This is a genomic window from Micrococcus sp. HSID17227 (assembly GCF_003989405.1).
GTDB classification, from domain to species: domain Bacteria; phylum Actinomycetota; class Actinomycetes; order Actinomycetales; family Micrococcaceae; genus Micrococcus; species Micrococcus luteus.
In genome coordinates this window covers 1-13,344 of the sequence record NZ_RBLN01000038.1, presented here as the reverse complement: position 1 = coordinate 13,344, position 13,344 = coordinate 1, and the positions used below count along the sequence as shown (strand labels likewise).

Genomic DNA, 13,344 nt, shown 5'->3' with positions numbered 1-13,344 from the left:
CGCGTCGTACGCCATCAGGTAGATCTTGTCTCTGTGACGCTGCTGCGAGAGCGACGTGCTACACAGGCCGAGACCCGCCTCCCCGACCCAGAGGTCTTCCGCTCTTCATCCGGGGCCGGCGGCTGCGCGGGGGAGCGCGCAGCGTGTACGTGCCGTGGGCGCCCACCCAGACCTGGCCGGACTACGCGCTAACGCGCACCCGCCGCGATTTCGACGCCCTCCTGGCGGACCTGGCGCGCACCCGCGGCGCCGAGGTCCGCGAGCGGCACGCCGTCACCGGCGTCGTGCGGGACGAGGCCGGACGCGTGGTCGGGCTGGACGCGGAGCTGATCGCGCCGAACGGCCGCAAGACCGGGGAGACCGCCCGCTTCACCGCGCCGATCGTGCTCGCGTGCGACGGCGTCTCCGCCCGTGCCGCCGGCTCCGCGGGCCTGCACCGCCGCGAGGACCGGCCCATGGGCGTGGCCGTGCGGGCCTACTACACCGCCGGCGCCGCCGTCGACGGGGCGATCCCCGCCCCGCCCGGCGACCGCGGGGAGTGGATGGAGTCCTGGCTGCGCCTGCCGGATGCCGAGGGCAACCCGCTGCCCGGCTACGGCTGGCTGTTCCCGCTCGCGGACGGCACCGTGAACGTGGGCCTGGGCATCCTGGACACCTCCCCGCAGTTCGGGAAGCTGGACTACCGCGGGCTGCTGAAGTCCTGGACCGGGGCGCTCACCGCGGACTGGGGGATCGCCGAGCAGACGCGCACCTCGCGGATCCTCGGCGCCGCCCTGCCGATGGCGTTCAACCGCACCCCCCAGCACGTGCCGGGCATGCTCCTGGTGGGCGACGCGGCCGGCATGGTCTCCCCGTTCAACGGCGAGGGCATCGGGTTCGCGATGGAGGCGGCCCGCCTGGCCGCGGACCTGGCGGTGCAGGCGCACGCGGCCGGGACCGACGGCGCCGCGGACGCGATCCTGTCCCGTTACCCGGTGATCACCCAGCACCTGTGGGGCCGACACTTCGCCCTCGGCGCCCGGTTCGCCCGCCTGATCGGCGATCCGCGCGTGATGAAGGCGGCACTGGGCGCCGGGATGGCCGCACCCCCGCTGCTGCGGGCCGCGGTGAAGGTCATGGGCAACACGGTGGACGCGCGGGGCGGCGACGCCGTCGACCGGGCCGTCCGCGTGCTCGAGGCGCTCACCCCCGCGCTGACGACCGCGGGCGGCGCGCCGTTGGGTAGGCTTGCCCGGTGACCACCGCAGACCCCGGCTTCGCCCTGCCCTCCGGCTTCGAACCCCTCGCCGAGCACGGCCGTGTCCTGGAGGTCGTGCTGACCGCGCTCGAGCAGGTCGAGGAGCAGCTGGACAGCGCCCTCGGCTTCGACGACCTCTTCTCCGACACCGCCGCCCACCACCTGCTGGCCGCCGGCGGCAAGCGGGTCCGTCCGGTCCTGACGGTGCTCGCCTCCCTCCTGGGCGACCCCGCCCTGGCCTCCGGCGAGGTCGCCGACGTGGACGCGCCCGCCCGCCAGGCCGCCGTCGTGATGGAGCTGACGCACCTGGCCACGCTGTACCACGACGACGTGATGGACGAGGCCCCCGTGCGCCGCGGCGCCCCCGCCGCCCACCGGCTGTGGGGCAACTCGGCGGCGATCCTGGCCGGCGACCTGATCTTCGCCCGCGCCTCCCAGCTCATGGCCGAGCTCGGCCCGCGGCCCGTGCAGATCCAGGCGGACACCTTCGAACGCCTCGTGCAGGGCCAGCTGTGGGAGACCCGCGGCCCGGCCGAGGGTGCGGACCCGATCGAGCACTACTACGCGGTGCTCTCCGGCAAGACCGGCTCGCTGATCGCCGCGGCCGGCATGCTCGGCGCGCTGCTGGGCGGAGCCGACGAGGCCGCCGTCCAGGTGATGCGCGCCTACGGCGAGAAGGTGGGCCTGGCCTTCCAGCTCGCCGACGACCTGATCGACCTCACCGGCGACGCCGAGCGGATCGGCAAGGTCCCCGGCACGGACCTGCGCGAGCGCGTGCCCACCCTGACCACGCTGCTGCTGGCCCGCGCCGCGCAGGGCGAGGGGCCGGAGGCCGAGGACGCCCACCGGGTGCGCGCGCTCGTGGACGGGCCGCTCGACTCGGACGAGCAGCTGGCCGCCGCCGTCGCCGCGCTCACGGGCCACCCCGCCATCGACGAGGCGTGGGCGATCACCCGTGACTGGGCGGAACAGGCGAAGCAGGCGCTCACCCCGTTGCCGGACTCCGCCGTGAAGGCGGCGCTCGAGGCGTTCGCCGACTACGTGGTCGGGCGCTCGGCCTGACGCCGCGGTCGGAGGCGTCGCCGCCTCGATCCGGGGCGGCCGCTCAGTCCAGGCGGGTCGGGGCGGGGTCCAGCGCGGCCGCGAGCTCCCGCGCCTTGCGGGCGCGGACCTCCGGGGCCACCGGGTGGCGCAGCTGCCGGTAGAGCATGTCCCCCTCGAAGCGGGGGAACACGTGCAGGTGGTAGTGCCACACGTGCTGGTTGCCGGCGGGCTCGTTGTGCTGGCGCGTGGAGACCCCGTCCGGGGCCCACGCGCGCTTCATGGCCAGCGCCACCTGCTGGGCCATCAGGGCGATGCGCTGCAGCGCGCGCGGGGGCAGGTCGTAGAGGTTCTCGTAGTGCTCGGCCGGGCAGACCATGGCGTGGCCCTCGTGGTCGCCGAACCCGTCCACGGCGATCAGCACGAGCAGGTCCTCGTCCTGGTAGACGGTGTCCCCGAGCTCGCACCGGTTGCCCGGGTCGGAGACGTCGCCGGCCACGAGCCCGCAGAACGGGCAGACGTAGTCGTCCGGGGCGTGGGAGACCGGGGCGGGCGTGGTCACCGGTCCAGCCCCTCGCCGTCGTCCTCGGGGTCTTCGAAGGTCCACGCGAGCAGGTCCGTCAGGAACTCGCTGAAGGTGCCGCCCTCGTCCTGCCACTCGCCCTCGGGCGCGTCGGCGCCGGCGGAGCGCCGCCACACCAGCGGGTCCGGCAACGCCAGGTTGTCCACCGGCAGGCCCCACACGACCGTCTCGTCCGCGTCCTCCAGGAACATGAGGAAGCCGTCCCGCACCTCGAGGTCTTCGGGGTCCCACACGTAGTGGTCCGTCTCCATGAGGTCGCCGCAGTTGCCCAGGGCGAGGTAGAACTCGCGCAGGGCGGCCGGGATCATGAGCCCGGCACCGAGCTGCTCCGCCGCGGGGGACTGGGCCAGTCGGGCGTCGACGTCGGCCGGGGAGAGGCCGTCGTCCTCGGCCCAGGCGTCGCCCAGCAGGTCCGGGACGAGCCGCTGGAAGGCCGGGAGGTACACGGGGGCGGGGGGCTTGGCGGGCATGTCGTCAGTCTAGGCGTGCGCGCCCTGCCCGGCCCGGACCGCCCGACGCTGCAGGCGGGAGGCGTTCAGCTGGTCGAGGGTGAAGACCGCCAGCGAGAGCCAGATGAGCCCGAAGCCCGCCCAGCGGGCCGCGGGCATCTGCTCGCCGAGGACCGTGACCGCCACGAGGAACTGCAGGATGGGCGCCGTGTACTGCAGCATCCCGAGCGTGGTCAGCGTCAGGGAGCGGGCCGCCGCCGAGAACAGGATGAGCGGAACGGCGGTGAGCACGCCGAGCCCGGCCATGAGCCAGAAGTGGCCGGGCCCCTCGGTGACGGTGGTGAGCAGCCCGGCCTGCGCCAGCAGCACGCTGCCCACCACGAACACGGGGATCAGCACCACGGTCTCGGCGGTCATCGCGGTCACCGCGTGCACGGGGGAGGGGAAGCGCTTCTTCACGAAGCCGTAGAGCCCGAACGAGGTGGCCAGCCCGAGCGCGATCCACGGCACCTGCCCCATCGCCGCGGACATCACGACGACGGCGGCCACCGCGATCCCGACGGCCACCCACTGGCCCCGCCGCAGCCGCTCCCCGAGGAAGAGCACGCCGAGCAGGACATTCACCAGCGGGTTCATGAAGTAGCCCAGCGACGCCTGGAGCACGTTGCCCGTGGTGACCGAGACCGCGTACAGCAGCCAGTTCACCGCGATGATCCCGGCGGCCAGACCCGTGGTGCCCCAGCGGCCGGGCGTGGCCAGCGCCGTCCCCAGCTCGCGCAGGCGGCGCATCACGGTCAGCAGCAGCAGGCAGAAGATCAGGGCGAAGCCGATGCGCACCACCACGATCTCCAGGGCCCCGGCGGGCGCGAGCACCGCCATGTAGAGCGGCAGCAGGCCCCACACGAAGTAGGCGGTGAAGCCGAGGGCCAGCCCACGCGGGTCATCGGCCGGGGCGGGGGAGACGGTGGGCAGGGCGCCGGTGTCGGGGGCGGCGCCGTCGGGGGTCACGCCGGGCCGGACAGCGGGGGAGGAGGGGCTCACGCGGACCACTGTACGGTCCGGGTGAGCACTCTCACCCAGGTTCCTCCCGGTCACGGCGGTAGACTGGGGGGTCGATCCCGCGCGCCGGTGCCGGGCCTTGCCCCGCGCTCCGCCGGCGTGCCCCGCCGTCGTCGAAAAGGACCCACCCACCGTGACCGTTCGCCCTGACCGCCCGTTGCGCATCGCCATCATCGGTGCCGGACCCGCCGGGGTGTACACGGCGGACATCCTGACCAAGGAGGAACGGGACTTCCGTGTCAGCATCGACCTGTTCGACCGGTACCCGGCCCCGTTCGGCCTCATCCGCTACGGGGTGGCCCCGGACCACCCGCGCATCAAGGGCATCGTCACCGCCCTGCACAAGGTCATGGACCGCGGGGACATCCGTTTCCTCGGGAACGTGGACTACGGCACGGACCTGAGCCTGGCGGATCTGCGTCGGCATTACGACGCGATCGTGTTCTCCACCGGTGCCGTGCGGGACGCGGCCCTGGACGTTCCCGGGGTGGAGTTGGCCGGCTCGTTCGGTGGCGCCGACTTCGCGTCCTGGTATGACGGGCACCCGGATGTGCCGCGGCACTGGCCGTTGGAGGCCACGCAGGTGGCGGTGATCGGCAACGGGAACGTGGCCCTGGATGTGGCCCGGATCCTGTCCAAGCATGCCGAGGACCTGCTGCCCACCGAGATCCCGGACAACGTGTACCGGGACCTGGCCGCCTCCCCGGTCACGGACGTGCACGTGTTCGGTCGGCGCGGGCCGGCGCAGGTGAAGTTCACCCCGCTGGAGCTGCGGGAGCTGGCGCACTCCCGGGATGTGGACATCGTGCTGTACGAGGAGGACTTCGACTTCGATGCGGCCTCGGAGAAGGCGATCGAGGAGAACAACCAGGTCCGCACCATGGTGGGCACGTTGACGAACTGGCTCATGGAGCAGGAGGACCGTCAGCAGAGCGCCTCGCGTCGGCTGCACCTGCATTTCCTGCAGGCCCCCGAGGAGTTCCTGGACGAGGACGGCGACGGCCGGGTGGACGGCCTGCGGATGCGCCGAATGGAGCTGGACGGTTCCGGTGGGGTCCGCCCGACGGACGAGACCGTGGACTACCCGGTGCAGGCGGTCTACCGGGCCGTGGGGTACTTCGGGTCCCCGGTGGAGGGGGTGGAGTTCGATGAGGTGCGTGGGGTGATCCCGAATGCGGAAGGCCGGGTGCTGGACGCGGACGGTGCCCCGGTGCCGGGCCTGTATGCCTCGGGGTGGATCAAGCGGGGCCCGGTGGGGTTGATCGGGCACACCAAGGGTGACTCTCTGGAGACGATCAAGCATCTGATCGAGGACGAGCCGGGGCTGTGGAGGGCTCAGGAGCCCTCGGAGGAGTCGGTGATCGAGCTGCTCGAGTCCCGTGAGGTGCCGTACACGACGTGGGCTGGGTGGCATGCTCTGGATGAGCATGAGAAGTCCCTGGGTGCGCAGGCGACGCAGACCGGTCCGGTGGCGCGGGAGCGGGTGAAGGTCGTGGACCGGGAGGAGATGACCCGCATCTCCCGGGAGAGCGTCCTCCTCGGCGCCGGAGGCTGAGCCCTCCCGTCGGGTGGATTCGCGGCCGGGCGCGGCCCACCCCTCGCCCGCGCCGCGGCCCGCTCCCTACCGTGGTGCCCATGACCACCTTCGCCGCAGCCGAACGCGCCCGCCTCGCTGACCTCCTGCTTGAGAAGGGCCCCGACGCGCCCACCCTGTGCGGCGGCTGGAGCACCCGCGACCTCGCCGCCCACCTCTGGCTGCGGGAGCGCCGGCCCGACGCCTTCGCCGCCCTGTTCATCCCGCCGCTGTCCCGCCACCTCGACCGCCTGACCGCGGAGACCAAGCGCCGCGACTACGCCGAGGTCGTGCGGGAGTGGGCCGCGGGCCCGTCGGCGCTGAACCCCATGCGGGCGGCGGACAGGCACGTGAACGCGGCCGAGCACTTCATCCACCTCGAGGACGTCCGGCGCGGCGAGTCGTCGGCCGGCGGCTCGCTGCCCGCCCCGCGCTCGTTCTCCCCGGACGAGGAGGACGCCCTCTACCGCTCGCTGCGCCGCATGGCCCCGCTGTTCCTGCGTAAGTCCGCGGCGCCGGTGGTCCTCCAGGGCCCGGGTCGCGCCCCGGTCACCGTCACCCGTGGGGCCGTGGCGCTGCGGGCGCCCGTCACGGTGACCGGCGAGGTCGGGGAGCTCCTCCTCTGGGCCTCGGGCCGGGACGCCGTCCACGTGGAGCTCGACGGCGACGCGTCGGCGGCCGTGCGCACCGCCCTCTGATGCGCTCCGGCCCGCGGCCACGGGCCGGCGCATCGTCCACTACACTGGCGGGCACAGGCGTCGACCCGGCCATCACCGGCGAGCCTCCGGAAGAACGGGCCGCACGGCCCCAGTAGAACCGGACGGGTAAGCCCGTCACAGCAGTCATCAAGCGGCCGGCACCCCGGGGACCTCCCGACGCCGGCAAGCAAGGTGGTACCGCGTCCGCGGCCGGCCGGAGGGTCGGGCCCTCGGGCGTCCTTGCACGGAACCGACGCCCCGGACGCAAAGGACCCCCGTGTACCCCCTCGCCTCCTCCGCCCCTGACGGCCGCACCCCCGCCTCCCCGCGCTTCCCGGAGATCGAGCGCCGCATCCTGGCGTACTGGGACGAGGACGGCACCTTCCAGGCCTCGATCGACCAGCGTCCCGCCTTCAACGAGGACGGCTCGCAGAACGAGTTCGTCTTCTACGACGGCCCGCCCTTCGCCAACGGCCTGCCGCACTACGGCCACCTGCTCACCGGGTACGTCAAGGACCTCGTGGCCCGCTACCAGACGCAGCAGGGCCGCCGCGTGGAGCGCCGCTTCGGCTGGGACACCCACGGCCTGCCCGCCGAGCTCGAGGCGATGAAGCAGCTGGGCATGACGGACAAGTCCGAGATCGAGGCCATGGGCATCGACAAGTTCAACGACGCCTGCCGCTCCTCGGTCCTGAAGTACACGGACCAGTGGCAGGACTACGTGACCCGCCAGGCCCGCTGGGTCGACTTCGAGAACGACTACAAGACCCTCACCCCGGACTTCATGGAGTCCGTGATCTGGGCCTTCTCCGAGCTGCACCGCAAGGGCCTGACCTACCGCGGCTTCCGCGTCCTGCCCTACTGCTGGAACGACGAGACCCCGCTGTCCAACCACGAGCTGCGCATGGACGACGACGTCTACAAGATGCGCCAGGACCCCTCGGTCACCGTCACGTTCCCGATCACCGGCCTCCCGGCGGACCCCGCCCTCGTGCCCGACGGCGGCGCCGACGCGGCGCTCGCCGCGCACCTGGCCGGCGTCCACGTCCTGGCCTGGACCACCACGCCCTGGACGCTGCCGACCAACGCGGCCCTCGCCGTCGGCCCCCAGATCCAGTACGCCGTGGTGCCGGCCGGCCCCGAGGGCGCGACCGCGGACGGGGACCGCTTCCTCCTGGCCGTGGACCTGGTGGGCGCCCACGCCAGGGAGCTCGGCTACGCCGATGCCGACGCCGCCCGCGCCGCGGTCACCGAGACGATCCCCGGCGCCCGCCTCGGCGGCCTGGCCTACGCGCCGCTGTTCACGGACGTGTTCGACGCCCACCGCGGGGAGACCTTCACCGTCAACGGCCGTGACCTCGGCGTCGAGGGCGCCCACCGCATCCTCGTGGACGACTACGTCTCCACCGAGGACGGCACCGGCGTGGTCCACCAGGCGCCGGCCTACGGTGAGGACGATCAGCGCGTGTGCGAGGCCAACGGCATCCCCGTGCTGCTCTCCGTGGACTCCGGTGCCCGGTTCCTGCCGCTGTTCGCCCGCGAGGACGTCGGGCGCGGCGACCTGCGCGAGATCGCCGGCGTGCAGGTCTTCGAGGCCAACCGCACGATCATCCGCGCCCTGCGCGCCCTGGGCCGCGTGGCCCGCGAAGCCTCCTACGAGCACTCCTACCCGCACTGCTGGCGGTGCCGCACGCCCCTGATCTACCGCGCGGTGACGTCCTGGTACGTCAAGGTCACCCAGATCAAGGAGCGCATGCTCGAGCTGAACGAGGAGATCACCTGGATCCCCGGCAACGTGAAGCACGGGCAGTTCGGCACGTGGGTCGCCAACGCGCGCGACTGGTCCATCTCCCGCAACCGGTACTGGGGCTCGCCCATCCCGGTGTGGGAGTCCGACCACCCCGACTTCCCCCGCCAGGAGGTCTACGGCTCGCTCGCGGAGATCGAGGAGGCCTTCGGCCGCCTGCCGCGCAACGCCCAGGGCGAGGTGGACCTGCACCGCCCGTGGGTGGACGACCTCACCCGCCCCCACCCGGACCCCGAGGCCGCCGCGGCCGGTGCGGTCATGCGCCGGGTCGAGGACGTGCTGGACGTCTGGTTCGACTCCGGCTCCATGCCGTACGCCCAGGTGCACTACCCGTTCGAGCGCGCGGACTGGTTCCCCACGCACAACCCGGCGGACTTCATCGTGGAGTACATCGGCCAGACGCGCGGCTGGTTCTACACCATGCACATCCTGGCGACCGCCCTGTTCGACCGGCCGGCCTTCTCCCACGTGATCTCGCACGGCATCGTGCTCGGCTCGGACGGACAGAAGATGTCCAAGTCGCTGCGCAACTACCCAGACGTCACGGAGGTCCTGGACCGCGACGGCGCGGACGCCATGCGCTGGTTCCTCATGGCCAGCCCCATCCTGCGCGGCGGCAACCTGATCGTCACGGAGGAGGGCATCCGCGAGGGCGTCCGCCAGGTGCTGCTGCCGGCGTGGAACGCCTACCACTTCTTCACCCTGTACGCGAACACCGCGCACGACGGCGGCGCCCGCCCCGAGGGGTACCGCGCGCAGGAGCGGCACACCGCCGAGGACCCCCTGGACCAGTACATCCTGGCCGCCACGGGCCGCATGCTGCGGGAGGTCAAGACCGGCCTGGACGCCTACGAGGTCTCGGACGCCACGGACGCGCTGCGCGGCTTCATGGACACGCTGACCAACTGGTACATCCGCCGGTCCCGTGAGCGGTTCTTCGACGAGGACACCGTCGCCTTCGACGTCCTCTACACCGTTCTCGAGGCCTTCACCCGGGCCGCCGCGCCGCTGATGCCGCTGATCGCCGAGGAGATCTGGCGCGGTCTCACGGGCGGCCGCTCGGTCCACCTGACCGACTACCCGGACGCCGACCTGTTCCCCCACGGGCCCGAGGCGGACTCCCTCGTGGCCCGCATGGACGCCGTGCGCCGCATCAGCTCGGCCGGCTCGGCCCTTCGCAAGGGGGCCGGGCGCCGGGTGCGCCTGCCGCTGCCCCGCCTGTCCGTCGTCGTCCCGGACGCGGCGGGCCTCGAGGGCACCTACGCCCGCATCGTGGCGGACGAGCTGAACCTCAAGGACGTCGAGCTCACCGAGCTCTCGGAGGAGGCGATCGCCCGCTACGGCATCGGCACGGAGCTGAAGCTGAACTTCCGCGAGCTCGGCAAGGCGTTCGGCAGGCAGGTGCCGCTCGTGAAGCAGGCGGTCGACGCCGGCGCCTACGAGGAGACGGCCGAGGGCCTGGCGGTCACGCTCGCCGACGGCGAGACCGTGACCCTGGCCCCCGCGCTCTACGAGCTGCGCACCGTCTCCACCGGTGCCCCCGAGGGGACCACGGTGGGCGTGCTGCCCGGCACCGCCGGCTTCCTCGTCCTGGACACGCAGGTCACCGCGGAGCTGGCCGCCGAGGGCACCGCCCGGGACGTGGTCCGCGCCGTCCAGGCGGCCCGCAAGGACGCCGGCCTGGACGTCTCCGACCGCGTGCGCACGCGGATCGAGGGCCCCACCGCCGTGGTGGCGGCGCTCGAGGCCCACCGCGGCCTCGTGGCGGAGGAGACCCTCACGGTGGACCTGGAGCTCGTGGACTCCGGCGCGGCCGACCCGCGCAAGGACCCGGCCGACGACGCCATGAAGACCGTGGCCGTCACCGTCGCGAAGGCGGACGCGTGATGCGCGGGGACGTCCCGGGCACGGTCGAGGAGGTCTACCGGGACCTGCTCGCCCGCGCTCCGGAGAACAAGATGCAGCCGCGGCTCGAGCCGATGCGGCGCGTGCTCGCGCTGCTCGGCGACCCGCAGCACGCGGCCCCGGTGATCCACCTGACCGGCACCAACGGCAAGACGTCCACGGCGCGGATGGTCGAGGCCGTCCTGCGCGCCTACGGGCTGCGCACCGGGCGCTACACCTCGCCGCACCTGCAGCGCGTCACGGAGCGGATCAGCATCGACGGCGCCCCCGTCGCCGACGAGACCTTCGTGCGCGTGTGGGGGGAGATCCTCCCGATCGTGCAGACCGTGGACGCGGAGCTCGAGGCGGCGGGCGAGGTCCCGCTGACGTACTTCGAGGCGGTCACCACGCTGGGCTTCGCGGTGTTCGCGGACGAACCCGTCGAGGTCGTCGTCCTCGAGGTGGGCCTCGGGGGCGTGACGGACGCGACCAACGTCGCGGACGCCGTCGTCTCCGTGGTCACCCCCATCTCCCTGGACCACACGGACCTGCTGGGGGAGACCGAGGCCGAGATCGCCGAGGAGAAGGCCGGCATCATCAAGCCCGGCGGCGCCCTCGTCTCCGCCGCCCAGGAGCGCGACGCCGCCCAGGTGCTGCTCGAGGCGGCCCGAGCGGCCGACGTGCCGTTCCGCTTCGAGGGCGTCGAGTTCGGCGTGCTCGAGCGCTCCCTGGCCGTGGGCGGCCAGCAGGTGTCCGTGCGTGGCCTCGCGGCCGAGTACCGGGACCTGTTCCTGCCGCTGCTCGGGGAGCACCAGGCGCAGAACCTCGCGGTGGCCGTGGCGGCCCTGGAGATGTTCCTGGGCGGCGGCGAGCGACCGCTGGACGAGGAGCTGCTGCGCGAGGGGCTGTCCCAGGTCACCTCGCCCGGCCGGCTCGAGGTGCTGCGCACCGCCCCCACGCTCATCGTGGACGCCGCCCACAACCCGGACGGCGTGCGGGCCACGGCCCGCGCGGTGCAGGAGGCGTTCGGCTTCACCCGCCTCTCGCTGGTCGTCGGGATCCTCCAGGAGAAGGACGCGCCGGGCATGCTCGCGGCGCTCTACCGGGCGTTCGGCGACGACGTGGAGGACCTCGCGGTGACGCAGTCCTCCTCGGCCCGCGCCATCCCGGCCGGGGAGCTGGCCCGCATGGCCGTCGACGCCGGCTGGCCCGAGGATGACGTGTACGCCACCGAGTCCGTGCCGGACGCCCTGGAGTGGGCGGTCGGCCGCGCGGAGGCCCTGGAGACGAGTGCGGATGAACTGGCCTCTGGCACCGGCGGCGGCGTGCTCGTGCTCGGCTCGATCACCCTGGCCGCGGAGGTCCGCACCCTCGTGGGCGAGCCCCGCCACGCCGGCCCCGTCACCGTGGCCGCCCGCGGCCTCGACCCCGCCGACCTGCTCGACGCCGTCGGGCTGGCGGACGCCGACGAGGACGATCTGGATCCGGAGATCCTCGAGCTGCTCGAGGACCGCGACGACGCCGGCGCCCGCCGCCGGCCGGAGGAGGACCGATGACCCCCGACCAGCCGGAGACCGGAGGCGCCACGGAGCAGGGGCGCTTCGGCGACGAGTCCTGGCGCCCCGCGCGTGAGACGCGAGCCCAGCGGCAGTGGCGCCCCGGCACTCGTCGGCGCCGCCGCTCCGTGCGCGCCCTGTTCACCTCCACGATCCTCATGCTCGAGGCGGTGCTCATCTTCTTCCTCGGGCTCATGCTGTTCGGCATGCACCGGGACGAGCCGGGCGCCTGGTGGTTCGTGGCGGGCTACTCCGCGCTGGCCGTCGTCGCGGTGTTGACCTGCGCCCTGGTGCGCAGGCCCGTCGGCATCGCGATCGGCTGGGCGATCCAGGCCGTCCTGCTGGCCTCCGGCTTCTGGGAGTACTCGATGTTCGTGGTGGGGGCCCTCTTCGCGCTGACGTGGGCGTACGCCGTGATCAAGGGCGGGGCCATGGACGTCGAGAACGCCCAGCGCGACCGCCTCGAGGCCGCCTGGGAGGCCGAGCACGGACGCTGAGACCCGGGCCCCACTAGGGTGGGGCGGGAACCGGACCGCGCTCGCGGCCGTCCGACGACGCTAGGAGCACACCCCATGACGCACCAGACCGAAGAGACCCTCGTCCTCATCAAGCCGGACGGGGTGGCCCGCAACCTGGTCGGCGAGATCCTCGCGCGCATCGAGCGCAAGGGCTACGTGATCGCCGATCTGAAGATGCTCACGCCCACCCGTGCCATGCTGGAGCGCCACTACGAGGAGCACCAGGGCAAGCCGTTCTTCGAGCCGCTGGTCGCGTTCATGGCCTCCGGCCCCGTGGTGGCCGCGCGCGTCACGGGCGATTCGGTGATCGAGGGGTTCCGCTCGCTGGCCGGCAAGACCGACCCCACCGTGGCCGCCCCGGGCACCATCCGCGGCGACCTGGGCCGGGACTGGGGCGAGGCCGTCCAGAAGAACCTCGTCCACGGTTCGGACTCGACCCTTTCGGCCGAGCGCGAGCTCGCGATCTGGTTCGGCTGAGCCCGTTCCGGGCCCGCACGACGGCGGCCGGTCACCCTGGTGGGGTGACCGGCCGCCGTCGTCGTGCCCGGTGGGGGAGCGCGGGCTCAGTCGATCCCGATGACCCCGAGGCCCAGTTCCAGCAGGATCGAGGCGAACACCAGGACGTAGAGGAGCACGATCACGGGCCAGGCCAGCTCCCGGGCGAGGCGGACGAGACCGGCCGGGGCCGGCAGCGTGCCGGTCTGCAGGTTCCGGGACGTCACGAGCACGAGCTGGGCGATGACCATGGCCCACACGATCATGCAGTAGAGGCAGAGCGTGCCGATGCTGTAGACGGCCGAGTACCAGAGCCACACGCAGAACGCGAAGCCCGCCAGGATCCCCGCGTTCATCAGCAGCCAGTACCAGCGGGCGAAGCGGGCGCCGGCGAGCAGGGACATCCCCACGGTGATGAGCACGGAGAACGCGACCACGCCGATA

General features: G+C 73.1%; 12 protein-coding genes and 1 pseudogene. 8 read left to right on the top strand and 5 right to left on the bottom strand.

The features are described 5' to 3' along the window. The first annotated feature begins 143 nt into the window (after positions 1 to 143). Together D8M29_RS03935 and D8M29_RS03930 are read left to right on the top strand one after the other, a co-directional pair. Positions 144 to 1,238 (top strand): FAD-dependent monooxygenase, encoded by a 1,095-nt coding sequence (locus D8M29_RS03935; protein ID WP_238693320.1) that lies wholly within the window; start codon positions 144 to 146, stop codon positions 1,236 to 1,238. After that, a complete protein-coding gene (locus D8M29_RS03930; protein WP_036337060.1) occupies positions 1,235 to 2,299 on the top strand; it encodes a polyprenyl synthetase family protein in 1,065 nt (354 codons plus the stop codon). Before D8M29_RS03935 ends, D8M29_RS03930 begins: the two co-directional genes overlap by 4 nt. Before the next feature lie 43 nt (positions 2,300 to 2,342). On the opposite strand, the gene D8M29_RS03925 is transcribed toward D8M29_RS03930, so the two are convergent. The 3 genes from D8M29_RS03925 to rarD are packed head-to-tail and all read right to left on the bottom strand — an operon-like array spanning position 2,343 to position 4,360. Beyond that, complete coding sequence (locus D8M29_RS03925) at positions 2,343 to 2,840, bottom strand: HIT family protein (protein WP_036337071.1); 498 nt, start codon at positions 2,838 to 2,840, stop codon at positions 2,343 to 2,345. Next, complete coding sequence (locus tag D8M29_RS03920; RefSeq protein ID WP_036337079.1) at positions 2,837 to 3,331, bottom strand: hypothetical protein; 495 nt, start codon at positions 3,329 to 3,331, stop codon at positions 2,837 to 2,839. The genes D8M29_RS03925 and D8M29_RS03920 overlap by 4 nt, the downstream gene beginning before the upstream one ends. A 9-nt stretch (positions 3,332 to 3,340) precedes the next feature. Beyond that, the gene (rarD, locus tag D8M29_RS03915) at positions 3,341 to 4,360 is read right to left on the bottom strand and encodes an EamA family transporter RarD (protein WP_044659539.1); all 1,020 of its coding nucleotides are present in this window, start codon (positions 4,358 to 4,360) and stop codon (positions 3,341 to 3,343) included. Between the two features lie 142 nt (positions 4,361 to 4,502). Between rarD and D8M29_RS03910 the strand changes: the two genes are divergently transcribed. The 4 genes from D8M29_RS03910 to D8M29_RS03895 all read left to right on the top strand — a co-directional run bounded on the left by D8M29_RS03910 (position 4,503) and on the right by D8M29_RS03895 (position 11,887). Beyond that, a complete protein-coding gene (locus D8M29_RS03910) occupies positions 4,503 to 5,924 on the top strand; it encodes an FAD-dependent oxidoreductase (RefSeq protein ID WP_127445799.1) in 1,422 nt (473 codons plus the stop codon). A gap of 80 nt (positions 5,925 to 6,004) precedes the next feature. After that, entirely contained in the window at positions 6,005 to 6,640 is a 636-nt protein-coding gene (locus tag D8M29_RS03905) for a TIGR03085 family metal-binding protein (protein WP_041104913.1), read from the top strand. Positions 6,641 to 6,917: 277 nt separating this feature from the next. Continuing rightward, positions 6,918 to 10,334: an isoleucine--tRNA ligase gene (gene ileS / locus D8M29_RS03900; protein ID WP_049147772.1), complete on the top strand. Its 3,417-nt coding sequence runs from the start codon at positions 6,918 to 6,920 to the stop codon at positions 10,332 to 10,334. Further along, positions 10,334 to 11,887: a folylpolyglutamate synthase/dihydrofolate synthase family protein gene (locus tag D8M29_RS03895; protein ID WP_044659085.1), complete on the top strand. Its 1,554-nt coding sequence runs from the start codon at positions 10,334 to 10,336 to the stop codon at positions 11,885 to 11,887. The genes ileS and D8M29_RS03895 overlap by 1 nt, the downstream gene beginning before the upstream one ends. Before the next feature lie 115 nt (positions 11,888 to 12,002). Here D8M29_RS03895 and D8M29_RS14475 read toward each other — a convergent pair. Continuing rightward, a pseudogene (locus D8M29_RS14475) lies at positions 12,003 to 12,047 on the bottom strand (hypothetical protein); the annotation flags it as partial. On the opposite strand from D8M29_RS14475, the gene D8M29_RS03890 reads away from it, so the two are divergent. After that, on the top strand, positions 12,040 to 12,384 hold the full coding sequence (locus D8M29_RS03890; RefSeq protein WP_354403124.1) for a DUF4233 domain-containing protein: 345 nt from the start codon (positions 12,040 to 12,042) through the stop codon (positions 12,382 to 12,384). The pseudogene D8M29_RS14475 and the gene D8M29_RS03890 sit on opposite strands and share 8 nt — an antisense overlap. Positions 12,385 to 12,459: 75 nt before the next feature. Continuing rightward, a complete protein-coding gene (gene ndk, locus D8M29_RS03885; protein WP_044659083.1) occupies positions 12,460 to 12,882 on the top strand; it encodes a nucleoside-diphosphate kinase in 423 nt (140 codons plus the stop codon). Positions 12,883 to 12,968: 86 nt separating this feature from the next. On the opposite strand, the gene D8M29_RS03880 is transcribed toward ndk, so the two are convergent. Continuing rightward, positions 12,969 to 13,344 (bottom strand): vitamin K epoxide reductase family protein (locus D8M29_RS03880; RefSeq protein WP_305034213.1); only part of this gene is annotated, 376 nt, incomplete at its 5' end.